The sequence below is a fragment of the Zavarzinia sp. CC-PAN008 genome, assembly GCF_051903925.1.
Taxonomy (GTDB): domain Bacteria; phylum Pseudomonadota; class Alphaproteobacteria; order Zavarziniales; family Zavarziniaceae.
Genome location: NZ_CP173678.1, coordinates 3,871,634 through 3,896,505, shown reverse-complemented (window position 1 = coordinate 3,896,505; position 24,872 = coordinate 3,871,634). Strand labels below are relative to the sequence as shown.

The following is a 24,872-nucleotide window of genomic DNA, read 5'->3' as shown; positions in this document are numbered from 1 at the left end:
GCGGATCCTTCTGGGGCAGGCGCGGACTAGATGCCGGCGCCGTCGGTGATCGATTCGGCCATGCGATCGCGGATGTCGCGGGCGACGTTCATGATCTCTGCCCCGCCGCGCGGCCGCGGGCGGCTGGTCGTCAGCTCGTGGGTCGAGCGGATGCGCCCCGGCGTGCCGCCCAGCAGCACGACGCGGTCGGCCAGGTAGACCGCCTCGTCAATGTCGTGGGTGACGAAGAGGATCGTCTTGCCCGTGCGCTGCCAGACGTGGAGCAGCTCGTCCTGGAGGTCGTGGCGGGTGATGGCGTCCAGCGCCCCGAACGGCTCGTCCATCAGCATCAGGTCGGGCTCCACCGCCAGGGCGCGGGCGATCGCCACGCGCTGGCGCTGCCCGCCCGAGAGCTGGTGCGGCCAGCGCGTCGCGTGCGACTTGAGCCCGACGAGGTCGAGGGCGTCCAGCGCCCGGGCCCGGCGCTCGGCCTTGGGCAGGCCCAGACCCTCCAGCCCGAATTCGACGTTCGCGACGGCGCGGCGCCAGGGCAGCATGCGCGCATCCTGGAAGACCAGGGCGATACCGCGGCGGCCCCGTTCCGGCGGCAGGGCGCGCGTGACGCTGCCCGCGCTGGGCGGCAGCAGGCCCGCGATCACGCGCAGGAGCGTTGACTTGCCAACGCCGGACGGGCCGACAATGGCCACGAACTCGCCGGCGCGGACGTCCAGGTTGAAGCGGTCGAGAACCGTCGTCGCCGCCTGTCCCTGACCGAAGGCCAGGCGCAGGTCGCGGATGGTGATGATCGGATCGGCCATCAGGCGCGCCAGCGCAGCAGGCGGTCGCGCAGCAACACGAACGCGGTGTCGATCAGGCCATAGAGCAGCGCCATCGTGATCATGTAGACGACGACACGGTCGGTGGCGAGCAGGGTCGAGGCCTCCATCATGCGGGCGCCGATGCCGGGAATGCCGAACAGCTCGGCCGCGACGACGCTCATCCATGCCTGGCCCAGGCCGGTGCGGAAGCCGCCCAGCAGGCCGGCGGAAGCGGCAGGCAGGATCACCTTCCACAGCTTTGGCAGCATGCGGCGATGGCCAAAGGCGTCGGCCAGTTCGATCAGGTCGCGGTCGACGGCCTGGACCGCGCTGAGAGCCGCGAAATAGTTGATCCAGAAGACCCCGATCCCGATGATGAACAGGGCAGCGTTGGGGTTGATCCCGAACCACACGATGGCGAACGGGATCCAGGCCAAGCCCGGGATCGGGCGCAGCAGCCGGATCACCCAGGACAGCGACTGCTCAAGCCACGGCGTCAGGCCCGTGGCGATGCCAAGCGCAATGCCGAGGCCTGAACCGAGTGCCAGGCCAAGCAGGTAGTGGCCCAGGCTGTTCTGCACCGCGTGCCACCACAGCCCGGACTGGAATTCGGCCCAGAAGGCCTGCGGGATCTCGCTTGGCGGCGGCAGCAGGGTCTGGGGCAGCAGGCCAAGCGCCGGCACTGCCTCCCAGATCGCCAGGAAAACGACGACGCCTGCGACCGCCAGGGCGACCGATCCCGCGCGCGACCTCATTGCGCGCCGGTGGCCGCCAGGTAGAGCGAGGCGTCGAACAGGCCATCCAGCGGGATCTCCTTCTGGATCGCGCCGATCTGGACCTGAAAGGCCTGGACCTCGGCCACCGCCTGCTCGATCACGCGCGGGTCGGCGATAAACACGCTGGCCTCGGACGTCAGAGCCTTGGCGATGGTCTCCTCGCTCACCAGGCCCTTGCCCAGGGCGGCGGCAACGAAGGGGGCAGCCTCAGCCGGCGTCTTCTGCAGGAACTCGGTCGCGCGGACGTGCAGGGCGACGAAGGCCTTGGCCGCGTCGGGGTGCGCCTGGATGAAGGCACCGGTCATGCCGACGACGGAGCCGGGCTGCTTGGGGAACATGTCGCCGCCCTTGGCCAGCACGACGACGTCCGCCTTGCGGTCGCGGACGATGGTCAGCGCAGGCTCGCGGATGGTCGCGGCATCGACGGCACCGGCCAGGATGGCCTGCTGTGTCGCGTCGATCCCCTGCGAGACGATCTCGACCTGGGACTTGTCCAGCTTGGCGACGTTCCACAGCCAGTACTGCAGGAAGGTGTTGGGGACGGAGCCGGCCGGCTGGGTCGCGAACTTGACCGGCTTGCCGGTGGCGGCATGCAGGCGCTGGATCGCCTCGGCCGGGGTGCCGCCCTTGGCCAGCTCCTCGGCAAGCGGGCCGCCGGCGACCAGGGCCAGTTCCTCGATCGCCGTCGTCGCCACGACGCGCACGTCCAGCCCCTTGTCCCGCGCCACGACCAGCGGGCCGTAGCCCGCGTAGTAGCCGTCCAGCGTGCCCGAGGCCAGCGCCTGGATCGCGTTGGGGCCGCTGTCGAACTTGGTCAGCTGCAGGTCGATGCCCTGCTCCTTGGCCCAGCCCTGGCCGTCGATCACGAAGAGTTGGGAGACGCCGGCGACGGGAATGTACCCGATGCGCAGCGTGACGTTCTCGGCCCAGGCGGGGGCGGCACTCAGGATCAGGGCGGCGGCGCCCAGCACAAGACGACGGATCATGACAATCCTCCGTGAAACGGGCCGGCACTATGAGTGCTGCCCTATTTCACGTCAATCGGCCGCTTGTGCCGGGATATACACATAGAGCGGTGTTATTGGGGGCGCGGCGGCCCCCAATGGTCAGCGGAACTTCGCGGGGCGCTTCTCCAGGAAGGCGGCAACCGCTTCCTTGTGCTCGGCGCTGACATAGCGCTCCTTCATCTTCTCCATCTCCCGCATCTGGACGATCTTCATGTCCGTCTCGTTGCGGTTGGCGGTCAGCAGCTGCTTGGTCGCGCGCAGCGAGCCGTCGGGGAAGGCGGCGATCATGCGGGCCGTGGCCAGTGCCTCGTCCAACAGCGCCTCGGGCGCCACGACCTTTTCCACCAGTCCGATCTGGGCGGCTTCGGTCGCACTCACGGTGCGGGCGGTCAGGCACAGCTCGTTCGCCCGGCCAAAGCCCACGCGCTGCTGCAGCAGGTGGGACGAGCCCAGTTCCGGCACCAGGCCCATGCGCACGAAGGCGAAGACGAACTTGGCCGCTTCGGACGCGATGATGATGTCGAAGGCCAGGATCATGGTGACGCCGATGCCGACCGAATGGCCGTTCACCGCGGCGATCATCGGCTTGGATTCCCGCACCAGGGCGTTCCAGTCGACCCCTTCGGACATGCCGCCGTCGCGCGCGGCACCGTCCACGTCCCCGGCATCCTGCTTCTTGATGCGCTGGTTGAAGTTGTCGGCGATGTCCGCTCCGGCGCAGAAGCCGCGCCCCGCCCCCGTCATCACGATGGCGCCGATCTTCGGGTCGTTGTTGGCCGTCTGGATCGCGTGCGCCTGTTCGGCACTCATCCGCGTGGTCCAGGCGTTCAGGCGCTCCGGCCGGTTCAGGGTGATGATCGCGACCTCGCCCTGGGTCTCGTAGCGGATCTGTTCGTAGTTCATTGGTTGCGTCTCCTCCTTTGGCCAGGGACACTAGCGGAAATAAGAGGGAGGAAAAGGGCATGAAGGCTGCGGTGTTTCGAAAGCCGGGTCTGCCGTTGGAGATCACGACGGTCGCCGACCCGGCGCCGCTGCCGCACGAATTGGTGATTCGGGTCTGCAATTGCGGGATCTGCGGATCCGACCTGCACGCGACCGAGCCGCCGCAGATTGCGGTGACCGAAGGCGTGATGGGCGACGGCACCATCATGGGCCACGAATTCTCTGGCGAGGTGGTCGCCATCGGCAGCGGGCTGAAGGGCGGCCCCTGGCGCGAGGGGCAGCGCGTGACCGCATTGCCCTTCATCTCGTGCCGGACCTGCGGGCCGTGCCGCAGGGGCCAGACGCTGCAATGCCAGAACCTGCAGCCGCAGGGCTTTGGCATCGTGGGCGGCGCCTATGCCGAGTATGCGCGCGTCGGTGCGGCCGAGACGGTGCTGCTGCCCGATGCCGTCAGCTTCCGCGACGGGGCCCTGATCGAGCCGCTGGCCGTTGGCCTGCACGCGGTGCAGGCGGCGCGGATCGAGCCGGGGGCCAATGTCCTGGTCCTGGGGGCCGGGCCGATCGGCCTGGCGACCACGCTGTGGGCGCGCTACCTGGGTGCCCGCACCGTGGTGGTGAGCGAGCGCGCGGCCGGGCGCCAGGCCCTGGCCCAGACCTTTGGTGCCACCCACGGCATCGATGCGGGCCAGCCGCTGCTGCCGCAGTTCGAGGCGATTGCCGGCGGACCGCCGGACGTCATCTTCGAATGCGTGGGCGTGCCCGGGCTGCTGCAGCAGTGCATCGACATCGCACCGTTCGGGGGGACGGTCGTGGTGGTCGGTGTCTGCAACAAGCCCGACACCATCGTGCCCGTCAGCGCCATCGTGAAGGAGATCACCTTCAGGTTCGTGCTGGGCTACGTGAAGCGCGATTTCGAGGTGATTGCCGACCTGCTGGGCCAGGGCCGGATCAGCGGCATGCCGATGCTGACCGACGTGATCGCGCTCGACGACCTGCCCGTCGCCTTCGAGGCCCTGCGCACGCCCAGCACCCAGTGCAAGGTGATGGTGGAGTTCTGAGCATGGACTGAAACCAACCCTCATCCGCTCATCCCCGCTTTTGCGGGGCATGAGCGGGGTGGGGTGAACAAAACAAGAGGCTGAGCTCATAGAACTCGGCACGACAAGAACAAACGGGAGGACCAGGACATGAGCGGATCGAACGAGACCGCCGCAGGCCAGACGCCGGCACGGGAAGCGGCGCTGGCGGGGCTCAAGGTGATCGAGCTTTCGGGCGGGATCGCCGCGCGCTATTGCGGCCGGCTGCTTGCGGGCTTTGGCGCGGACGTGGTGCGGATCGGCAGTGCGGCGTCCGGCGACCGGGACATCGGCCTGGGTGGGGATGCGGGCGAGGCGTTCGGCGCCTGGCTGGACGCCGGCAAGCGCCAGGCGCCGGACGCCGACACGGCGCTGGCCCTGCTGGGCGGGTCGGCTGGCCTGATCGTCGCCGGACCCGATGCGGACGCCCTGGCCAAGGGTGAGGCGGTCCGGGATGCCCTGGCCGCCCGCCTGGGTGAGCGGGCACCCCTGTACCTGGCCCTGTCCTGGTTCAATCCCGATGGGCCTTATGCCCGGTGGAAGGGCAATGATGCCTTGATCCAGGCCCTGACCGGGGCCGCGTTCAGCTTCGGCACGTTCGACGGTCCCCCCGTGCTGGCGCAAGGCCATGCGCCGCAGATGCTGGCGGGTGCCACCGGCTTCATCGCCGGCCTGGCCGCCCTGGTCGGACGGCGGCGCGGTGCCCCTGGCGCGCGCGTCGACGTCCATGTGCACGAAGCGGCGCAGTGCGTGATGGAGCCGGGCGCCGTCGCCGCCCTGATGCCGGAGGTGAAGGCGACCCGCATCGGCATCAACCGCTTTGCCGCCGTCTACCCCGCCACGATCTATCGCGCCTCCGACGGCTGGATCGGGGTGACGGCCCTGACGCCTGCGCAGTGGCAGTCGCTGGGCGTGCTGGTCGGGCGGCCCGACATGGCGGCCGATCCCCGCTTCACCACCAGCCTGGACCGCCAGGTCCTGGCCGATGCGATCGACGCCATTTTGCAGCCGATCCTGGAGACGAAGCCCGCCGCGCATTGGCTGATGGAGGGGCAGCGTCTGCGCATCCCCATGGCCCCGGTGCCGCAGCCGGCCGAACTGCCCGGCATCGCCCATTGGCGCGAGCGTGGCAGTTTCGCACCCGTGGCGACGCCGGCCGGCACGCTGTCGGGACCCACCTTGCCCGTGCGCCTGCGCGGTCACTGCCTGCGCGGCACCCGGGGAGAGGGGCCGGCCGAGGCGGGCGTGCGCGCGGCCCCGCTGTCTGGCGTGCGCGTCATCGACTTCTCCATGGGCTGGGCCGGGCCACTGGCGGCGCGGCACTTCGGCGACCTGGGGGCGGAGGTCATCAAGATCGAATCGCGGGACCACCCGGACTGGTGGCGCGGCTGGGACGCGCCGGTCGACATCGTCCCCCCGCCGACCGAGCTGCAGCCGCATTTCAACGGCATGAACCGCAACAAGAAGGGCATCGCCCTGGACCTGGCGCGGCCGGAGGGTGTCGCCCGCGCCAAGGAGCTGGTGGCGACGGCCGATGTCGTGATCGAGAACTATGCCCCGGGTGTCATGGAGCGGCTGGGCCTGGGGCCTGACGTGCTGCAGGCGCTGCGCCCGGGCCTGGTCATGGTGGCGATGGGGGCGTTCGGCCAGACCGGGCCCTGGTCGCACTTCCGCGCCTATGGCTCGACCGTCGAACAGTCGAGCGGCCTGCCCTGGATCAACGGCCCGGCGGACTGGCAGCCGGCCATGCAGCACATCGCCTATGGCGATCCGGTGGCCGGCGTCTATGGCGCCGTCTCGGCCATGGCCGGGCTCTATGGGCGCGAGACGCTGGGCGGCGTCAGCATGGACATGTCGCAGGTGGAAGCTCTGTTCCAGCTGGGCGCGCATGCGATCCTGGGCGCCCAGGTGCTGGGGGGCACCGTGCCGCGCACCGGCAATGCCAGGGCCGGGGGCAGCCTTGCCCCGTCCTGCGTCGTCCGGGCGAAGGGGGACGATGCCTGGCTGGCCGTGGTCGGCGACGCGGCGTCCTGGCCCGCTCTGTGCCGCATCCTGGGCCGCGACGACTGGGCCGGCGACTTTGCCCGCGCCACAGCGCCGGAGGTTGAGGCGGCCATTGCCGCCTGGGCCCGCGGACGCCCCGCGGGGGAGGCGGCGGCCGAGCTTCAGGCAGCCGGCGTCCCGGCCGCGCCGGTCGTCGCGGCGCACGACCTGAAGGATGATCCGCAGCTGGCCGCGGCGGGCTTCTGGGTCACGCTGGAGCGGCCCTGGGCCGGCCTTCACCTGCTGGGCGTGCCGCCCTATCGCCTGGACGGGGTGCGCCCGGCGCTGCGCTGCCCGACGCCGACGCTGGGCCAGCACAGCGACGAGATCCTGGAGGACTTGCAGCGCCGCCTGGCCGACCTGGCCCTGGCGTCATAGAGAGGGCTGACCATGTTCGAGACCATTCGCCGGATCGTCACCGGCCACAATGCTGCGGGGAAGTCGGTGGTGGCACAGGCCGGGCCGCCGCCGGGCACGGTCGGCGTGCAGGATGCGGCCCTGGCCCATATCTGGGCGACCGGCACCCTGCCGGAGGACAATGCAACGGACGCCGATGGCGGCCTGAAGCCCCTGAAGCTGCAGCCGGAGACGAATGGGGTCCGCGCGCTCTACTTCGTCGTCCATCCGGAGGATCCGGCGATGGACCGCGCCGCCCTGGATGCCGCGACGGCCGCGGGGTTCGAGGCCATCGGCTCAGCCGATGCGCGGGTCGATACGGCCCGCCATCCCGGCATGCACAAGACCCGCACGATCGACTTCGTGATCCTGCTGAAGGGTCAGGTGACGCTGCTGCTGGAGGAGGGGGAGGTGACGCTGAACCCCTATGACGTGGTGGTCCAGCGCGGCACCAATCATGCCTGGGTCAACCGCGGCACCGAGCCTGCCCTGTGCATGGGCATCCTGGTCGACGCCAAGGCGCTGTAGCTCTCAGTCGTGCCAGGAGAGGGGGCGGGCGACCGCCTCCAGCGGCTGGCCCTCGCTGCGGACACCCAGCACAAGCGCGACGAGGGCGGCCAGCGCCATCAGGCCGGCACCCAGGAGGTAGCCGATCAGTACCTGATCGCGTGAGCCGCTCTCGATCAGCACGCCGAACAGCCAGGGCGCCACCACCCCGCCGATCCCGGTGCCGAAGGCGTAGAAGGCGGCGATCGCCAGCGCCCGCACCTCCAGTGGAAAGACCTCCGCCACCGTGAGATAGGCCGATGATGCGGCAGCGGAGGCGAAGAAGAAGGTGATCGTCCAGCACAGGGTCTGCGTGGTCGCGTCCAGCAGGCCGGCATGGAACAGGAAGCCGGTCACCGCCAGCAGGACGGCCGAGATCATGTAGGTGCCGACGATCATCGGCCGCCGGCCGACCGTGTCGAACAGGCGCCCCAGCAGCAGTGGCCCGGCGACATTGCCCAGGGCAAAGGGCAGGACGTACCAGCCGACCGCTGCGCTGGACACGCCATAGAAGTCGGTCAGCATCATTGCGTAGGTGAAGAAGATCGCGTTGTAGAGGAAGGCCTGCGCGCTCATCAGGCTGAGGCCCAGGACGGTGCGCCGGGGATAGTCGCGCACCAGGGTCCGCACCACGGCGCCCAGGGGCGTCGCGCGGCGCGTGCGCAGGCGGGCCTGGGTCGTGACGGGCGCCAGGACGTGGCCCCGGCGCTCCACGTCGGCTTCGATCGTGCGGACGATGCGCTCCGCCTCCTCTGGCCGGCCATGGATGATCAGCCAGCGCGGGCTTTCCGGCAGGAAGCGCCGCAGGACCAGGATCACCAGCCCCAGCGCCGCCCCGATGAAGAAGGCCAGACGCCAGCCATATTCGGGGTCGATCACGGCGGGGTCGAGCAGGACGATGGCGCCAAGGCCGGCGGCGGCCGCGCCGAACCAGAAGCTGCCATTGATGGCGAGGTCGGTCTGGCCGCGCCGGCGTGCGGGGATCAGCTCCTGGATTGCCGAGTTGATGGCGCTGTACTCGCCGCCGATGCCGGCCCCGGTCACGAAGCGGAACAGCGCGAAACTCCACAGATCCCAAGAGAAGGCCGTGGCCGCGGTCCCTGCCAGATAGACCAGCAGGGTGATCGAGAACAGCGTCTTGCGCCCCAGCCGGTCGGTCAGCCAGCCGAAGAACAGCGCACCGATCACGGCGCCGGCGAGGTAGGCGCTGTTGGCCAGGCCCACGTCGCTCGCGCTGAAGGCAAGGACGGGGCTTTCGCGCAAGGCGCCGGCGACGGAGCCCGCCAGCGTTACCTCAAGCCCATCCAGGATCCATGTGATCCCCAGGGCCACCACCACCAGCCAGTGGAAGCGCGACCAGGGCAGGCGGTCGAGCCGCGCCGGCACGTCGGTTGCGATGATCCTGTCGTGGCGGAGGGCGTCGTCTGCTGGAACCATCGGGCCGGATGCTGGTGGGCGCGTTGTCGGCCAACCCAGCCGGCACCAGGTGGTTCCAGGTCAGATCACGGCGGGTGCAGCCTCATGCGCCAGGGCGGCGCGCTTGCGCTGGCGCAGGTGGTAGTGCAGCTGCTCCACGGCGAGGCCGTGCAGCATCAGGCGGAAGCCGGCGCGCAGCGTCGATTGCGGCACGATCGGGTGCTTGTTGTTGGCGAAGAACAGGTGATAGGGCGAGCCCAGGATCTTGGCGATGTAGATGCCAATCGTCTCGTCCAGCTGGAGCGAATTGGCGGCGCGCCAGAAGTCGGCATCCGTCAGGAACAGCTGGTAGAGCGGGGTATAGGCCTCTATCCCGCTCTGCACGTCGATGACGTTGAGGCGGCCGTCCGGCATCGGCGCGATGTCCTGCGGGCCGTCGGTGATCGCTGCGTAGTTGACCCGCTCCGGGGGAACGATGTCCCGCCCCTCCCGCCGCAGCAGGGCGCCCAGCTGGATCACGAAGTTGAACAGGTTCAGGTCATGGACCAGGAAGACATCGTCGCGCAGGTCGTCCAGAGTACGCGGCCGCAGTGGCGTCGTCTCCACCGCCTCGGCCCCCGGCACGTTGTCCTTCACGAACTGCAGCAGCTCCGTGCCCAGGTGGAAATGGCGCACGACCAGGAAGTTGGCATCGGGCGAGACGAAGCGGCCGAGGCCCCAGACGATCAGCCGATGCAGGACCTTCGACGAATGCCAGCGGTCCATCAGCAGCGTGCGCACGACGGTGTTCAGCACGATGAACGTCCGCGCCAGGGGCCGCAGGAACGGCAGCAGCGACTTGCGCGAGCGCGAGCGCATGCAGCGGATCAGCGCCGCCTTGGCCTGGGGATCGATTGGGATCGAGGTGTCGAGATAAAGCGCCAGCCAAGGATCCGGATCGCGCATGTCCAGGCGGGCGGGATCCAGGTCGGGGGGAAAGGCCGCCTCTGGCGGGTCCGCCGTCAGGGTGGGCGAGAACCGCTCCATCAGACGTTGTCCAGTTCCTCAAGCTGAAGGCGGTAGAGCCGGGCCGTGACGCGGGCCGTCTTCAGGATCGCGGCGACACTCTCCTCCGTCAGCAGCCCCTCGTGATCGAAGGCCGACCACATCTTCTCAACGTGGGTGTCGTCATTGGCACCGTGATAGGTGAGGAAGTGGACCGCATCGCCCGGCAGGTTCAGCTGCTCCTGGATCATGCGGCCCCAGCGGGCGGCCAGCCGGTTGCCCAGCCCTTCGATGATGAACATGGCGCCCAGCAGGTCCACCGGGTCGGGCTGGCTCGCCCGCTGGAACATCCAGGCGGACAGCGCTTCGGAGCCGATGTTCTTCGCACCTGCGCGGATCTCCTCCAGCCTGCCGCCGGCGGCCACGAAGTCCTGCTCCACCAGGCGGAAATCGCGATGCTCTTCATGCGCATGGCCCAGGAAGGTCGAGCGCAGCTCGAACTTGTCGAGCGGGATGTTGGAGGCGGCGCGGGCGATCCAGCGCGCCCCTTCCGCCACCTGCTGGCGCAGGTTCATGAGCAGGCGGCGATAGTCCTCGATCCGGAAGCGGCGGCGGTTCAGGCGGTCGATCACCGGCACCGTGTTCAGCGCGGTCTCGAACTCGGTCCAGACCTGGGTCAGGCCGCGCACCAGTTGCTGCTTCAGCGCACTGCCGCCCGACGGAACGAAGATCGGTTCGACATCGGCTGGGGGCGACGGCGCGCCGCGGGTCTGGCCTACGACGGTCAGCAGCATGTAGCCGATGATGAAGCGGCCCGATTCGGGGACCATGCACAGGATCGTCTGGCCCGGCTCCAAGCGGCCTTCATTGAACAGCTCCTCCAGCATGATGAAGATCGAGGCGGAGCCGGTGTTGCCCTTCGTGTTCAGGTTGGTGAACATCCGCGCCTCGTCCACCGGCGCGCCGGCTTGTGCCGCGGCCTCGCAGATGCGGGCGCGGAACGCGTCGGACGAGTAGTGGTAGAGCGTCCAGTCGACGCCGCCCGCGGGGATCAGGCCGCGGTCGACCAGCTCGAAATAGCGCGCCACCCCCAGGGGCACGATGTTCTCCAAAAGCTCCAGGTCCTGCTTCAGGATCAGGGCGCCGTCCGACACCGCCTCGCCAAGCGAAGGATAGGAGCCCCAGGGCCGCACCATCGTGCGGTCCGGCCCCTGGTTCGAGCCGGCATACATGCAGGTCGGCAGCCGGTCGGCATAGGAGACCAGGTCGACGAACTCCACCCGCAAAGACAGGCCCGCGGCATTGGGCCTGTCCTCCAGCACCACGGCACCCGCACCGTCCGACAGCATCCAGCGCAGGAACTCGGCATCGATCCCGGCGGGCCCCGAATTGGCATAGCCGTGCCGCAGGTAGCGGCTGATCAGTTCGGATGCGCAGACCACGGCATTGGGCACGGCGCCCGCCGCAACCGCGTTGACGCCGGCCCGCAGCGCCATCATTCCGCTGGCGCAGAAGGAATGGAAACTGGCGATCTCCACGGGCGGAAGGGGGCGGTTGCCGGTCGCCAGCTCGCCATGGACCATGGAGGCGAAACCCGGCGCCAGCAGGTCGCCCTGCGACGTGGCGCAGGCCAGGAAGCGGACCTGCGCCGGGTCCAGTTCGGCGCGGTCCAGCGCGTCGCGGATGGCGGCGGCCGCCAGGCCCGCATTGGTGGCATTGGGCGTGCCGTCGCGGTCCAGCGCGTAGTGCCGCCCGCGAATGCCGTTCTGGCGGAGCGCCTCCCGCCCGATGCGGCGCTGCCTGCGGTCCATCGGGCCCAGATAGGCTGGAATGTCCTCGTTGCCGATCGTCGGTCCCGGCAGGTGCCTGCCCACCGCGTTGATGTAGACCGGCCGGCTCAGCGTCGGGGATTGCGGGCGAACCAGGGACGTCGTCCTTCTGCACCGCCCCAGGCGGCGGGATCGCACTAGTCGTGCCTCGCAATCGTGGCGGCTTTGCGGCCAAGGCATTACCCCGTGCGGCGCGTGGCCCGGAACATCCTGCGCCGCCCAGGGTTCGCCCGTGCACGGCGAAGGAACTGGCGGAGGGATGGAATGAGTGTCGACGCGCTGGGTCACCAGGCGACAGGCCCGCTCCAGTTTCCGGCCCGCGGCTGGAAGGAGATCCTGTGGCGGGTCTGGCAGGAGGTGGGGGAGGACCGCGTGATGCTGATCGCGGCGGGCGTCACCTATTACCTGCTTCTGGCCATGGTCCCGGGCATGACGGCCCTGGTGTCGATCTATGGCCTGTTCCTGGACCGCGCGACGATCCAGGAGCATCTGGGCCTGCTCCAGGGCCTGGTGCCGGGCGGCGGCATGGAGATCCTGCAGGAGCAGATGACCCGCTTGGCCAGCCAGGAGCAGGCCGCGCTCGGCCTTGCCTTCGGCGTGTCGCTGGTGCTGGCCCTGTGGAGTGCCAATGCGGGCATGAAGGCGTTGTTCGAGGCGATGAACGTTGCCTATGAGGAACGGGAAAAGCGCGGCTTCGTGAAGGTGACGCTGGTGTCCCTGGGCTTCACCCTGGGCGCCATCTTCGCCGTCCTGTGCCTGATCGTGGTCGTGGTGGTGATGCCGCGGGCGCTTGCCCTGGTCGGGCTGGCCGAGGGCACCGAGTGGCTGATCGCCGGGGGCAGCTATGCCGCCCTGCTGCTTGTCGCGTCCCTGGGCACGGCCGCCCTCTATCGCTGGGGGCCCAGCCGGGAGCGGGCGCGCTGGCGCTGGGTGACGCCCGGCTGCGTCCTGGCGATCGGGGTGATCCTGGTCGTGTCCCTGGCCTTCTCCTGGTACGTCGCCAATTTCGGCTCCTACAACGCGACCTATGGCTCGCTGGGGGCGTTGATCGGCTTCCTGACCTGGCTGTGGATCTCGGTCAACGTACTGATCGTCGGGGCCGAACTGAATGCCGAGATGGAGCACCAGACGGCGCACGACACCACCACCGGTCCGGTCCGCCCGATGGGCGCGCGCGGTGCCTACATGGCCGACCACGTCGCGGGCGAGGACGATCCGCCGCCCCTGGTGCCGACGGCGAAGGCCGAGTTGGAGGCGCGCGGCACGGCGCCCGTCCTGCGCGAGGAGACGCTGCGCCGGGCCGCCGGGACCCTGGCCGTGGTCCTGCCCGTCATCGCCGTGGTCGGGTGGCTGACGCGGCCACGGGGCGGCGAGGGGGCCTGAGGTCCACAACCGCCGGGACCGGGGGGCGCAACTGGACTAGGCTGCGACCGGGACGATGGCTGCGGGGCGGGTGCTGGCTTGGGCGATGGAGGCGGGACGGCACAGGGTGCACGCGGGGCAGCGAAACACGAACCGGGCGTGCGGCAGCGCTTCCTGGACGCGGGCGAGGCGCTGTTCGCGGAGAAGGGATTCTGGGGGCCTTCGGCGCGGGAGATCGCCCGCGCGGCCAATGCCAACGTCAACCTGCTCTCGTACCATTTCGGCAGCATGGAGGGGCTGTTCCGCGCCGTGATGGAACGCCTGGTCGAGCCGATCAATCGCCTGCGGGGCGAGATGATCGACGCGCTCGACCTGAAATACGCGCCCGATCCGGCCCCGGTGGCCGAAGTGGTGCGGACGATCATCCACCCCCTGATGCGCCTGGCGCGGGAGGACCCGCAGACCTTTGGCCGCTTCTTCAAGCTGCAGACCAAGATGTGGGGCTCGCCCCTCGGCAGCGCCGTCCTGTCGGAGGAACTGAGCGACGTCGTGCGGCGGCAGACGGCCGTCCTGCACCGCGCGCTACCCCGGGCCAGCCGGGCCGACGTCATCAGCCTGGTCCTGATGGCCTATGTCATGACGATCACCGGTTCCGAATTGATGTCGCCTGAGGCGGTCGGGCTTGACATGGGCATGCCCGGCAGCGTGGCGGAGATCGAGGATCGCCTGGTCCGCGCGATGACCGCCGCGGCAGAAGCCTATCGCTGATGTACAACTGTCCAAAAAATCTTTGACATACGTATAATTCACCAGCCACCATCGCCCCGACATGCCGGCCGCAGAGCCGGCCGCTTGGGGAGGTCAGCATGACAGCCGGTTCCAGGGAGCCCGCCCTTTCGCCCAATGGCCCGATCCGTCTGGCGGTGACGGTCGACGACCTGTTCCAGTGGAAGGGCATGCCGACTCTGGGGGACTGGACCCCGCCCAAGGTGGCGCAGGTCATGACCGGCGCCCTGAGCGCGCACGGGGTGAAGGGCGTCTACGCCTTTTCCAACACGGCACCCCTGGACGATGCGCCGGGCCTGGCGCGGGTGTTCGAGACCTGGGCCGAGGCCGGGCACTTCACCGCGAACCACACGCATCACCATGCCAGCCTCAACTGGCTGAGCCCCGAGCGCTATATCGAGGATATCGAGAAGACCGAGGAGCTGATCGGCCGCTGGACCGCCGTGGCGCCCACCCGTTACTTCCGCCATTGCTTCGACATGTGGGGCGACAGTCCCGAGAAGCAGGAGGCGGTGCTCAACTGGCTGGGCCGGCACGGCTATACCGCCGCACCGATCACGGTCTGGTTCTGGGACGCGCAGTTCGCCTTTGCCTATCACCGGGCCGTCACCGTCGGCGACCAGGAGGCGGAGCGCTGGATCCGCGACCAGCTGGTGGCGACCGCCCTGAAGCAGCTCCGCGTCCAGGCGGCCGCCGCACGCACGATGTTCGGGCGTGATCCGGCGCATGTCTGGCTGCTGCACGGCACGCCGGTGATGGCCCGGACCCTGTCCGCCGTGCTCGACAAGCTGCAGGAGGCGGGGGTCGAGTTCATCAGCCTGGAGGAGGCGATGGCCGATCCGATCCACCGCGAGCCGCCGCCAGTCGACCGCCATTTCCGCAATATCGTCCAGCGCTATGCCCACGCCCGGAACGTGCCGATCGAGGACTGCCCGCCCGCCATCCTGGACGAGCTGGAGCGGATCCACCCCTTGCCCGGCCTGACGGTCAACGACCTCTTCGCGGCGATCTTCGGCCAGATCGCCCAGGCCACCGGCGCCGTCCCCTGCGCCGAGGACTTCGCGCACCACCATCCGTGAGGGAACGCTGAGAGGGTCCGCCACATCCTTCGAGACGGTCCCTGCGGGACATCCTCAGGATGACGCCTGTTGGAAAGGACCGAAAACAACGGCGTCATGCTGAGGAGCCGGCCATCAGGCCGGCGTCTCGAAGCATCAGGTGCGACGGCGCCGCAGGCTGGAGAGCGCGCTGTCAGACCGCGCCGGCGGCCGCCCCCTGCACCGCGATGCTCACGCGGTCGGGGTAGAAGGCGAGGTGGCCGGCGATCTGGGCCACACCGGCATGCGGCGTCTCATAGGTCCAGACGGCATTGGCGCCGCGCGCGCCAAGAGCGGGCACGTCGTAATAGCTGGCCTCCCCCTTGTAGGGGCACCAGGTCGTGTGCGTGGAGCGGCGCAACTGCGCCATCGCGGCATCCTCGCGCGGGATGTACTGGACCGGGGGATAGGTCGCCTCCCGCAGGGTCAGGGCGCCGCCACTGTCGGCGAGGACGGCGTCGCCAAGCGTGACCACGACGCGGCCGGCCGTGGCCGCGATCGTGATTGGGTGCGCCGCGCTCGGCTCCAGGATCTGGCGGTCGGGCATGGCTACAACCTTTCACCTGGCAGGCTGGCCGCCTGCTTCACCCAGGATGTGAACTGCGCTTCGTCCAATACATCGCTTTCACGGATGTCGAGATAGCGGGTGTCCTGGCTCTTCGACGCGCCGGGCGGCACGGGGTCGAGCGACTGGCCACGAAAGAAGGCGACCTTCACGTACTTCGTGAAGCAGTGATAGTTCAGGAACCAGCCGTCGCCTGCAACCCCGTAGAAGGGGGAGTTCCACTTCACCGCCTTGGCGACGTCGGGCACGGCCGCCACAACCAGCCCGTCCAGACGGCGGCACAGGTCGCCCTTCCAGCCTGGGGCGGCGGCGATATAGGCCTGGACCGGGCCGTCGCCATCGCCCTTGGCGATCTGCGGGTTGCCGCCGGACAGCAGGACGGGCGAACCGTCCGCCGGCTTGTCCAGCGGCTTCCGCGTTGCCTTCGCCATCCTATTCCGCGGCCTGGGCCGTGGCGTCGGGTGCTGGCTGGCGGCCGCGGATCAGGCGGCCGGGCAGGGCACCGGTGGCCACGCCGTCGCGATAGATCACCTGGCCCGCCTTGATCGTCGCGACATAGCCCTCTGCCTCCTGCATCAGGCGGCGGGCACCCGTCGGCAGGTCATAGACCATGTAGGGCGCCTTGAGCTTCAGGCGGTCGAAATCGATCACGTTGATGTCGGCCAGGTAGCCGGGCGCCAGCACGCCCCGGTCGTACAGGCCCACCGCCTCGGCCGTGTCCTTGGTCTGGGCACGGATCGTCTCGGCCAGGTCCAGGCCGGGGCCGCGGGTGCGGTCGCGGCACCAGTGGGTCAGCATGAAGGTGGGCAGGCTGACATCGCAGATGGCGCCGACATGGGCGCCGCCGTCCGACAGGCTGGAAAGCGTGTTGGGGCTGGCCAGCATGGTGCGGACATTGTCCAGGCTGCCCTCGCAGTAATTATGCATGGGGAAGAACAGGAAGGCGCGGCCCTCGTCCGCCAGCAGCGCGTCATAGACCAGCTCGTCCGGGTTGACGCCCAGGGCCTTGGCCTTCGCCCCGATGCTGGTCGCGGGATCCGGCTCGTAGTCCACGGCATCGTTCTCGACCGCGTACATCTTGTGATACGCGCCGGCCAGCGAGTTGATGAAGGGGTGGCCCTTGGCCGGCTTCTCCGCGATCAGGCGGGCGCGGAAGGCGGGATCGCGCATCCGCGCCACCTTCTCGGCGAGCGGCAGGTGGGCGATCTCCTGATAGGCCGGGCGGCTGATGAAGGGGTGGGCCGACCCCTGAAGACCAAGCATCAGGCCCACCGGGCGGCCCGCCACCTGCGCCTTCAGCGGATAGCCCTGGGCGACGGCCTCGTCCAGGCGGGCCATCTGCTTGCGCCACATGTCGGGCACGACGTCGGCCTGGACCATGGAGAAGGTCAGCGGCTGGCCCGCGATCTTCGTCAGGTCGCAGATCAGCGAGAATTCCTCGTCGAAGTCGGAAAAGTCGCTGACCCATTGCAGGACGCCGGAGCCCGCATCGGCCAGGCCTTGCGCGATCGCCTCCATCTCCGCGCGCGAGGCGCCGAGCGTGGGCGTCAGGTCGCCGTCCGCCGTGCGGTGGACCATGGTGCGCGTGGTGGAGAAGCCGAGCGCGCCGGCCCGGATCGCGTCGCGCGTCAGCTCGCGCATCGCTTGCGTTTCCTCGGGCGTCGCCGGCTCGCGATTGGCGCCACGCTCGCCCATGACATAGACGCGCAGGGCCCCGTGCGGCAGCTGGACGGCCACGTCGATGTCGTGGGGCAGCGTCTCGATTGCCGCCATGTACTCGGCAAAGCTCTCCCAGTTCCAGGACAGCCCCTCGTGCAGGGCGGCACCCGGAATGTCCTCGACCCCCTCCATCAGGCGGACCAGCGTATCCTCGTCGCCCTTGCGCACGGGCGCGAAGCCGACGCCGCAATTGCCGGCGACGACGGTCGTGGCACCCAGGGTGGACGACGGCGTCATCCGCGAATCCCAGGTGATCTGGCCGTCATAATGGGTGTGCATGTCGACCCAGCCCGGCGTCACCATCAGGCCGCGCGCGTCGATTTCCTGGGCAGCCTGGGGCAGGTCGGGCCCGACGGCGACGATGCGGCCGTCAGCGACACCGATATCGGCCACAATCGGCGCGGCACCCGTCCCATCGAACACGGTGCCGCCCCGTACGACCAGATCCAGCGGCTTCATGCGTCCTCCCGAAATTTCATGACCGGCTTTTGCGGCGCATGATGGGCCGATGGGACGATGAGGCCAAGCATTTGATCTTCACCCCGCCTTGCGGCGGGCCTTTGGCTTCTCGGCGGGCTGGGCGGCGGGAGCGCGGGCGCTGCGGGCGAGGGTGGCGGCCAGGTAGCGGCCGGTGTGGCTGCGGCTGGCCTTTGCCACGTCCTCGGGCGTGCCTTCGGCCACGATCTCGCCGCCGCCATCGCCGCCCTCCGGCCCCAGGTCGACGATCCAGTCCGCGGTCTTGATGACCTCAAGATTGTGCTCGATCACCAGGACCGTGTTGCCCGTGTCGACCAGGGCATGGAGCACCTCGAGCAGCTGCTGCACGTCGGCGAAGTGCAGGCCGGTCGTCGGCTCGTCCAGGATGTAGAGCGTGCGGCCCGTCGCCCGCCTGGACAATTCCTTGGCCAGTTTCACGCGCTGGGCCTCGCCGCCTGACAGCGTCGTCGCCTGCTGGCCCACCTTGATATAGCCAAGGCCGACGCGCTTCAGCGTCTCCAGCTTGTCGCGCACGGCGGGCACGGCGGAGAAGAAGGCGCAGGCATCCTCGACGTTCATGTCGAGTACGTCGGCGATCGACTTGTTCTTGAACAGGACTTCCAGCGTTTCGCGGTTGTAGCGGCGGCCCTTGCAGACGTCGCACTGGACATAGACGTCGGGCAGGAAGTGCATCTCGATCTTGATGACGCCATCGCCCTGGCAGGCCTCGCACCGCCCGCCCTTGACGTTGAACGAGAAGCGGCCCGGCTTGTAGCCGCGGGCCTGCGCCTCCGGCAGCCCGGCGAACCAGTCGCGGATGGGACTGAATGCGCCCGTGTAGGTCGCGGGGTTGGAACGCGGCGTGCGGCCGATGGGCGACTGGTCGATGTCGACGATCTTGTCCAGGTATTCCAGGCCGTCGATCCCATCATGGTCGGACGGATGGCTGCGGGCATTGTTCAGCCGCTTGGCGACTGCCTTGTACAGCGTCTCGATCACCAGGGTGGACTTGCCGCCGCCCGAGACGCCGGTGACGCAGGTGAAGGTCGCCAGCGGCAGGTGGGCGGTGACGTTCTTCAGGTTGTTGCCGCGCGCGCCCCGCACGGTCAGCATCCGCTCGCGGTTGATGGGCCGTCGCTCCGCCGGCACGGGCACCTGCCGCACCCCCGACAGGTACTGGCCGGTGACGCTGGCCGGGTTTTCCATGATCTCGGCGGGCGTGCCTTGCGCCACCACCTGGCCGCCATGGACGCCGGCGGCGGGACCCATGTCGATCACGTGGTCGGCGCTCTCGATCGCCTCCTCGTCATGCTCGACCACGATCACCGTGTTGCCGATGTCGCGCAGGTGGCGGAGCGTGTCGAGCAGCCGCGAATTGTCGCGCTGGTGCAGGCCGATCGACGGCTCGTCCAGGACATAGAGCACGCCGGTCAGGCCAGAGCCGATCTGCGAGGCCAGGCGTATGCGCTGCGACTCGCCGCCCGAAAGGGTGCCGGACGAGCGCGCCAGGGTCAGGTAGTCGAGGCCGACATTGTTGAGGAAGCCCAGCCGCTCTCCGATCTCCTTCAGGATGCGGGCGGCGATTTCCTGCTGCTTCGGCGTCAGGCGCTCGGGCAGGGCGGCGAACCAAGCCGCCGCCTTGGCGATCGAAAGCTCGACCACCTGGCCGATATGGTCGCCCGCGATCTTGACGGCCAGCGCCTCCGGCTTCAGGCGATAGCCGTTGCACGCCTCGCACGGGGCGGAAGACTGGAAGCGGCTCAACTCCTCGCGCATCCAGGCGCTGTCGGTTTCGCGCCAGCGCCGGTCGAGGTTGGGCACCACGCCCTCGAACGGCTTGGTGGTCTTGTAGGAGCGCAGGCCATCGTCATAGGACATCGTGACCGGCTGCCCCTTGGAGCCGTTGAGGATGATCGCCTTGGCTTCGGCCGGCAGGTCGGACCAGGGCACGCTGGTCGAGAAGCCGAAGGCGCGCGCCAGCGAATCCAGCATCTGGAGGTAGAGGGGCGAAATCGTCTTGGACCACGGCGCGATGGCGCCGTTGCGCAAGGACACCGTCTCGTCCGGCACGATCAGTTCGGGGTCGAAATAGAGCTTCACGCCCAGGCCGTCGCAGGCGGGGCAGGCGCCGTGGGGCGCGTTGAACGAGAACAGCCTCGGCTCGATCTCAGGGATCGTGAAGCCGGAGACGGGGCAGGCGAACTTGGCAGAGAACAGGGTGCGCGTGCCGTCGTCCGCATTCTCGGCAATGGCCAGGCCGTCGGCGAGTTCCAGCGCCGTCTCAAGACTGTCGGCCAGGCGGCTGGCAATGCCATCGCGCACCACGACGCGGTCGATGACCACGTCGATGTCGTGCTTCAGCTTCTTGTTGAGGGCCGGTACCTCGCCCAGTTCGTAGAGCGTCCCGTCGACCTTGACGCGCTGGAAGCCGCGCTTCTGCAGGTCGGCCAGTTCCTTGCGGTACTCGCCCTTGCGCCCCCGGACGAACGGCGCGATGAGCAGCAGGCGCGTCCCCTCTGGGAACGCCATGATGCGGTCGACCATCTGGCTGACCGTCTGGCTTTCGATCGGCAGGCCCGTCGCCGGCGAATGCGGTACGCCCACGCGCGCGAACAGCAGGCGCAGGTAGTCATAGATCTCGGTGACCGTGCCGACCGTCGAGCGCGGATTGCGCGAGGTCGTCTTCTGCTCGATCGAGATGGCCGGGCTCAGCCCCTCGATATGATCGACGTCGGGCTTCTGCATCAGTTCCAGGAACTGGCGGGCATAGGCCGACAGGCTTTCGACGTAGCGGCGCTGGCCCTCCGCATAGATCGTGTCGAAGGCGAGCGACGACTTGCCCGAGCCGGACAGGCCGGTGATCACCACCAGCTGGTCGCGCGGCAGGTCGACATCGACGTTCTTCAGGTTGTGCTCGCGCGCACCGCGGATCGAGATGAACTTGGACATGGCGGCTGTCTACGGGCTCAACGGTTGCGGGGGATCAGCAGGATGTGTGGGGAGCGGACCCCGGCATGCTGGACGCCGCATCATGTGGCACTGCACCATGGCTTGGGAAGGGTGGCCCAAGCGGAGGACAGGCATGCGCGGCAGGGGAGAATCGTGGGCATGAAGGTCGTCGTCCTGGGCGCCGGGGTGGTCGGTGTCACGGCGGCCCATGCGCTGGCCCGCGACGGGCACGAGGTCACGGTGGTCGAGCGCAATCCGGGTGTCGCCGAATTCACCAGCTTTGCCAATGCGGGTTTGATGGCGCCGGGCCATGCCTTTTCCTGGGCCCAGCCGACGGCACCGATGACGCTGCTCCGCTCGCTGTTCAAGCCGGGCCAGGCGCTGCGGTTCCGGCCCAGCCTGGACTGGCGGATGTGGGCCTGGTCCTGGCGCTTCCTGACCCAGTGCACCGCGGCCCGGGCGGCAGAGAACACACGGCACAAGCTGCGCATCTGCGTCTACTCGCAGCAGGAGCTCCACCGCATCCTGGAGGAGACGGGCGTGGCCTGCCACCTGGAATCGGGCGGCCTGCTCTATGTCTATCGCGATGCGGCGGCGCTGGACTTGGCGGCGGCGAAGTCGAAGATCCTGACGGCGGAGGGGATCGACCAGCGCCTGATCGAGCCGGGGGAGGTGGTGCAGATCGAGCCGGGCCTGGCCCAGGCCCGTGACCGGATCGCCGGCGCCCTGTTCAGCCCCACCGACGAATCCGGCGACGCCCGTACCTTCACGATCAACCTGGCGGCGCACTGCGCCGAGCGCATGGGCGTCGTCTTCCGCCATGGCGTCACGGTCACCGGCTTCGAGGTCGAGGGCGGCCGGGCCGTGGCGGTGCAGACCTCGGCCGGGCGGATCGCGGCCGATGCCTTCGTCCTGGCGCTGGGGGTCTATTCCCCGCACCTGGCGCGGTCGCTCGGCCTCAACCTGCCCGTCTATCCGATCAAGGGCTATTCGATCACGCTGCCCATCGGGCCACAGCACACGCCGCCGCGCCTGGGCGGCATGGACGAGCACTACCTGATTTCCTGGGCCCGCTATGGCGACCGGCTGCGCGCGGCGGCCGTGGCGGAATTCGCGGGCTATGACACCAGCTTCAAGCCCTCGGACTTCGAGACCTGCCTCACCTCGATGCGGGAACTGTTTCCCAATGGGGCGGACCATGCAAAGCCGCAATACTGGGCCGGCCTGCGGCCGATGACGCCGGGCGGGCAGCCGATCCTGGGGGTGGGGCCGGTGCGCAATGTCGTGATCAACACGGGCCATGGCTCCATGGGCTGGACCATGGGCCCCGGATCCGCGACCATCACCGCCGACCTGATCGCCGGACGCCGTCCGGCGATCAGGCTTGATGGGATGGACCCAAGGGCCTAGACATCGCCGCCCGCGTCCGGGACGAGCAGACTCGGGTGCGGCGCTCATGGGTTGCAGCGTAAGAAGTTCCTGTTATGTTCGCAATACGCCGCGCGCGATTGTGGACCCGGAAGATTGGGGAGAGGCAAGGATGGCTGGCAGCGTCAACAAGGTGATCCTGGTCGGCAATCTGGGTCGTGACCCCGAGGTGCGGACCTTCCAGAACGGGGGCAAGGTCTGCAACCTGCGCATCGCCACGTCCGAGAACTGGAAGGATCGCGCCACCGGCGAGCGCAAGGAGCGCACCGAATGGCATTCGGTCGCCATCTTCAACGACAACCTGGCCCAGATCGCCGAGCGCTACCTGAAGAAGGGCTCCAAGGTCTATGTCGAGGGCCAGCTGGAGACGCGGAAGTGGACCGACCAGCAGGGCCAGGAGCGCTACACGACCGAGGTCGTGCTGCGCCAGTTCCGCGGCGAGCTGACCCTGCTCGACGGGCGCGAGGGGGGCGGTGCGGGCCGCTCCGGCGGCGGTGGCGGCTACGACGACTATCCCTCCGACGACTTCGCGCCCGCGCCTGCGGCCCGTGGTGGCGGGGGCATGGGTGGCGGTGGCGGGCGTCCGTCGCGCAGCATGAACGACCTGGACGACGAGATTCCGTTCTGAGCGCCATGCGGCGCCTGGCGACACAGCTGGACCTGGAGGCGGTCCATGCGATCTACATGCATGACGCCGTCGTCCCCTATCTCAGCGTCGAGCCGATGGACCTGGATGGGTTCAGGCCCGTGTTCGACGGTCTGCTGGCCGGGGCCAACTTCTTTGTGTTCGAGCAGGACGGTCAGGTCGCCGGTTTCTATCGCGCCGAGCGCTTCTCCGCACGCACCGGCCATGTCGTGCACCTGGGTCCGCTGGCGGTGGCCCCCGGCCTGCACGGCCGCGGCGTGGCCCGCGCCATGATGCAGGACGCGCTGGACAGGCTGGCGGGCGAGGGCGTGCTGCGGGTCGAACTGCTGGCGGAGGCCGACAATGCGCGCGGCCTCGCCTTCTATCGCCGCATGGGTTTCGCCGTGGAGGGCGTGCAGCGCGCCGCCTATCGTCGTGCCGGCGACGCAGGGTTCACCGACGAGGTGATGATGGCCCGCTTCCTGGGCGTCCTGGCCCACCTGAACACGGCGACCGCCCCGCTCAGTTGAGGGGCTGGGTCACGCTGACGGGCGGCCGGGACGGACCGTAGAGCCAGGCCGGGCGGGCCGCGATCAGGATCAGGCCGACCAGGATCAGCAGGGCGGCCGTCCAGCCCAGCCAGCCGATCACCTGCTCCCGCACCGGGCGGCGCATGCCGCGCAGCGGCGCGCGCAATGCTTCCACCGCCTGGCGCTCGGGCGTCGCCTCGCGCGCCTCCGGCACGTCGAGCGGCGTCGCCGGAAGCGGCGGCAGGTCCTTCAGGTACTTGCTCCAGCGGCCGCGCGGTGCCTCGTGTGCCGTGGACGGGGCGGTGGGGGATGCGTCCTCTGCCGGCTGGTGGTCGCGGCGCAGGGCCGCGCGGACGTCCTGGATCCGGGCTTCCGCCCCGGCCACGGGGGAGGCGGGTCTTGGCGGCAGGGCGGCGGCCCCCCCACGGCGGCGGGACGTATGGCCTGTGCGCCCTTCCGCCTCGCCCTCGGCCGCGCGCTCCTCGGCATCGCGGATCGGCAGGGGGGCGGGGACCTGATCCTCTTCCGGCAGCTCGATCTCGGTGGCGCGCAGGCGCAGCGAGCGGCGCGTGATGCTGGGCGTGTCCACCGGCGGCAGGTCAACGGGGCCCAGGCCCAGCAGGCCGCGCAGTTCGGCGATGGACTGCGGCCGCCGTTCCGGCTGCAGTTCAAGCGCCTGCATGATCGCCTTGGTGAAGCGGCGGGTATAGGGGCGCAGGGCCGTTTCGTCGATGCCGCGGATCGGGTCGACCTGGCCGCGCCGGATCTTGGTGTCGCGGACCGTCGCCTCGGGCGGCTTCTTGCCGGTGACCGCGCGATAGAGCACGGCGCCCAGGGCATAGATGTCGGAATACGGCCCCTGGCGCAGGCCGAAGAACTGCTCGATGGGGGAGTAGCCCATCGAGGCGATCATCGTGAAGCTCTTGTTGTGGCCGGGCGAGACGTCGCGGGCGGCCCCGAAGTCGAGCAGCACCGCGCGGCCATTGGGCCGGACGAAGATGTTGTCCGGCTTCACGTCACGGTGCAGCAGGTGGCTGGCGTGGATCGCCTCCAGGCTGTCGAGCAGGGGGCCGAGCAGGGCCAGGAGCTGGTCCTCCGGCAGGCCCTCCGGATGCTGGCGCAGCAGCTTCTCCAGGCTCTCGCCCTCGACGAACTCCATCACGATATAGGCGGTGCAGTTCGCCTCGAAGAAGTCGTAGATCGCGGCGATGCCGTCCTTCAGCCGCCCTTCCGCCGCCAGCCGGGCGCTGACCTGCGCCTCCTGCAGGAAGCGGCGCATGCTGAAGTCGAAATCCTCGGCATCCTCCGCCGACTTGGGCAGGACGTCGCGGCCGCTGCGCAGGGCGAACTGCGAGGGGAAGTATTCCTTGATCGCCACGACGCGGTTCAGTTTCACCTGCAGCGCGCGATAGGTGATGCCGAAGCCGCCGCGGCCCAGCACGCTGTCCAGGCGATACCCGTTCAGCTCGGTCGCAGGTGGCAGGGCATCGGAAACAACGGTCACGCGTCTTCCCCAGGGCGG

General features: G+C 69.3%; 21 protein-coding genes. 9 read left to right on the top strand and 12 right to left on the bottom strand.

Annotated features, from left to right (window positions below):
* Positions 1 to 26: 26 nt before the first annotated feature.
* From ACI6GS_RS18220 to ACI6GS_RS18205, 4 genes are all read right to left on the bottom strand, one after another.
* The gene (locus ACI6GS_RS18220; protein WP_439814884.1) at positions 27 to 797 is read right to left on the bottom strand and encodes an ABC transporter ATP-binding protein; all 771 of its coding nucleotides are present in this window, start codon (positions 795 to 797) and stop codon (positions 27 to 29) included.
* Positions 797 to 1,552, bottom strand: coding sequence for an ABC transporter permease (locus tag ACI6GS_RS18215; protein ID WP_439814883.1), 756 nt, complete (start codon positions 1,550 to 1,552; stop codon positions 797 to 799). The genes ACI6GS_RS18220 and ACI6GS_RS18215 overlap by 1 nt, the downstream gene beginning before the upstream one ends.
* Positions 1,549 to 2,559 (bottom strand): ABC transporter substrate-binding protein, encoded by a 1,011-nt coding sequence (locus ACI6GS_RS18210; RefSeq protein ID WP_439814882.1) that lies wholly within the window; start codon positions 2,557 to 2,559, stop codon positions 1,549 to 1,551. The genes ACI6GS_RS18215 and ACI6GS_RS18210 overlap by 4 nt, the downstream gene beginning before the upstream one ends.
* A gap of 120 nt (positions 2,560 to 2,679) precedes the next feature.
* Positions 2,680 to 3,483 carry an enoyl-CoA hydratase/isomerase family protein gene (locus tag ACI6GS_RS18205; RefSeq protein WP_439814881.1) on the bottom strand — a complete coding sequence of 268 codons (804 nt, stop codon included), beginning with the start codon at positions 3,481 to 3,483 and terminating at the stop codon, positions 2,680 to 2,682.
* Positions 3,484 to 3,542: 59 nt separating this feature from the next.
* Here ACI6GS_RS18205 and ACI6GS_RS18200 point away from each other — a divergent pair, with 59 nt between their 5' ends.
* The 3 genes from ACI6GS_RS18200 to ACI6GS_RS18190 all read left to right on the top strand — a co-directional run bounded on the left by ACI6GS_RS18200 (position 3,543) and on the right by ACI6GS_RS18190 (position 7,565).
* Entirely contained in the window at positions 3,543 to 4,580 is a 1,038-nt protein-coding gene (locus tag ACI6GS_RS18200) for a zinc-binding dehydrogenase (RefSeq protein WP_439814880.1), read from the top strand.
* Between the two features lie 129 nt (positions 4,581 to 4,709).
* Complete coding sequence (locus tag ACI6GS_RS18195; protein ID WP_439814879.1) at positions 4,710 to 7,019, top strand: CoA transferase; 2,310 nt, start codon at positions 4,710 to 4,712, stop codon at positions 7,017 to 7,019.
* Between the two features lie 12 nt (positions 7,020 to 7,031).
* Positions 7,032 to 7,565 (top strand): cupin domain-containing protein, encoded by a 534-nt coding sequence (locus ACI6GS_RS18190; protein WP_439814878.1) that lies wholly within the window; start codon positions 7,032 to 7,034, stop codon positions 7,563 to 7,565.
* 3 nt (positions 7,566 to 7,568) lie between these two features.
* Here the strand turns inward: ACI6GS_RS18190 and ACI6GS_RS18185 are convergent, their stop codons facing one another.
* Genes ACI6GS_RS18185 through ACI6GS_RS18175 form a run of 3 tightly spaced genes read right to left on the bottom strand, consistent with a single transcriptional unit; the run spans position 7,569 to position 11,857 of the window.
* On the bottom strand, positions 7,569 to 9,020 hold the full coding sequence (locus tag ACI6GS_RS18185) for an MFS transporter (RefSeq protein WP_439814877.1): 1,452 nt from the start codon (positions 9,018 to 9,020) through the stop codon (positions 7,569 to 7,571).
* A gap of 60 nt (positions 9,021 to 9,080) precedes the next feature.
* Positions 9,081 to 10,025, bottom strand: a complete 945-nt coding sequence (locus ACI6GS_RS18180) for a DUF6999 family protein (RefSeq protein WP_439814876.1) — start codon at positions 10,023 to 10,025, stop codon at positions 9,081 to 9,083.
* Positions 10,025 to 11,857 (bottom strand): 3-oxoacyl-[acyl-carrier-protein] synthase III C-terminal domain-containing protein, encoded by a 1,833-nt coding sequence (locus ACI6GS_RS18175; protein ID WP_439814875.1) that lies wholly within the window; start codon positions 11,855 to 11,857, stop codon positions 10,025 to 10,027. Before ACI6GS_RS18175 ends, ACI6GS_RS18180 begins: the two co-directional genes overlap by 1 nt.
* A 219-nt stretch (positions 11,858 to 12,076) precedes the next feature.
* On the opposite strand from ACI6GS_RS18175, the gene ACI6GS_RS18170 reads away from it, so the two are divergent.
* The 3 genes from ACI6GS_RS18170 to ACI6GS_RS18160 all read left to right on the top strand — a co-directional run bounded on the left by ACI6GS_RS18170 (position 12,077) and on the right by ACI6GS_RS18160 (position 15,039).
* Positions 12,077 to 13,195, top strand: coding sequence for a YihY/virulence factor BrkB family protein (locus tag ACI6GS_RS18170; protein ID WP_439814874.1), 1,119 nt, complete (start codon positions 12,077 to 12,079; stop codon positions 13,193 to 13,195).
* A gap of 138 nt (positions 13,196 to 13,333) precedes the next feature.
* Complete coding sequence (locus ACI6GS_RS18165) at positions 13,334 to 13,942, top strand: TetR/AcrR family transcriptional regulator (RefSeq protein ID WP_439814873.1); 609 nt, start codon at positions 13,334 to 13,336, stop codon at positions 13,940 to 13,942.
* Positions 13,943 to 14,040: 98 nt separating this feature from the next.
* Positions 14,041 to 15,039 carry a polysaccharide deacetylase family protein gene (locus ACI6GS_RS18160; protein WP_439814872.1) on the top strand — a complete coding sequence of 333 codons (999 nt, stop codon included), beginning with the start codon at positions 14,041 to 14,043 and terminating at the stop codon, positions 15,037 to 15,039.
* Between the two features lie 172 nt (positions 15,040 to 15,211).
* On the opposite strand, the gene ACI6GS_RS18155 is transcribed toward ACI6GS_RS18160, so the two are convergent.
* The 4 genes from ACI6GS_RS18155 to uvrA form a co-directional block, all read right to left on the bottom strand.
* Entirely contained in the window at positions 15,212 to 15,604 is a 393-nt protein-coding gene (locus ACI6GS_RS18155; RefSeq protein ID WP_439814871.1) for a DUF427 domain-containing protein, read from the bottom strand.
* A gap of 2 nt (positions 15,605 to 15,606) precedes the next feature.
* Positions 15,607 to 16,053: a DUF1801 domain-containing protein gene (locus tag ACI6GS_RS18150; protein ID WP_439814870.1), complete on the bottom strand. Its 447-nt coding sequence runs from the start codon at positions 16,051 to 16,053 to the stop codon at positions 15,607 to 15,609.
* A 1-nt stretch (position 16,054) separates the two neighbouring features.
* Entirely contained in the window at positions 16,055 to 17,800 is a 1,746-nt protein-coding gene (locus ACI6GS_RS18145) for an N-acyl-D-amino-acid deacylase family protein (protein WP_439814869.1), read from the bottom strand.
* A gap of 78 nt (positions 17,801 to 17,878) precedes the next feature.
* Positions 17,879 to 20,767, bottom strand: coding sequence for an excinuclease ABC subunit UvrA (gene uvrA, locus ACI6GS_RS18140; RefSeq protein ID WP_439814868.1), 2,889 nt, complete (start codon positions 20,765 to 20,767; stop codon positions 17,879 to 17,881).
* Between the two features lie 159 nt (positions 20,768 to 20,926).
* Between uvrA and ACI6GS_RS18135 the strand changes: the two genes are divergently transcribed.
* From ACI6GS_RS18135 to ACI6GS_RS18125, 3 genes are all read left to right on the top strand, one after another.
* Positions 20,927 to 22,177, top strand: coding sequence for a D-amino acid dehydrogenase (locus tag ACI6GS_RS18135; protein WP_439814867.1), 1,251 nt, complete (start codon positions 20,927 to 20,929; stop codon positions 22,175 to 22,177).
* A 130-nt stretch (positions 22,178 to 22,307) separates the two neighbouring features.
* Positions 22,308 to 22,823: a single-stranded DNA-binding protein gene (gene ssb, locus ACI6GS_RS18130; protein WP_439814866.1), complete on the top strand. Its 516-nt coding sequence runs from the start codon at positions 22,308 to 22,310 to the stop codon at positions 22,821 to 22,823.
* A gap of 5 nt (positions 22,824 to 22,828) precedes the next feature.
* On the top strand, positions 22,829 to 23,350 hold the full coding sequence (locus tag ACI6GS_RS18125) for a GNAT family N-acetyltransferase (RefSeq protein WP_439814865.1): 522 nt from the start codon (positions 22,829 to 22,831) through the stop codon (positions 23,348 to 23,350).
* On the opposite strand, the gene ACI6GS_RS18120 is transcribed toward ACI6GS_RS18125, so the two are convergent.
* Positions 23,343 to 24,854 carry a protein kinase domain-containing protein gene (locus tag ACI6GS_RS18120; RefSeq protein ID WP_439814864.1) on the bottom strand — a complete coding sequence of 504 codons (1,512 nt, stop codon included), beginning with the start codon at positions 24,852 to 24,854 and terminating at the stop codon, positions 23,343 to 23,345. The genes ACI6GS_RS18125 and ACI6GS_RS18120 overlap by 8 nt on opposite strands.
* Positions 24,855 to 24,872: the final 18 nt, after the last annotated feature.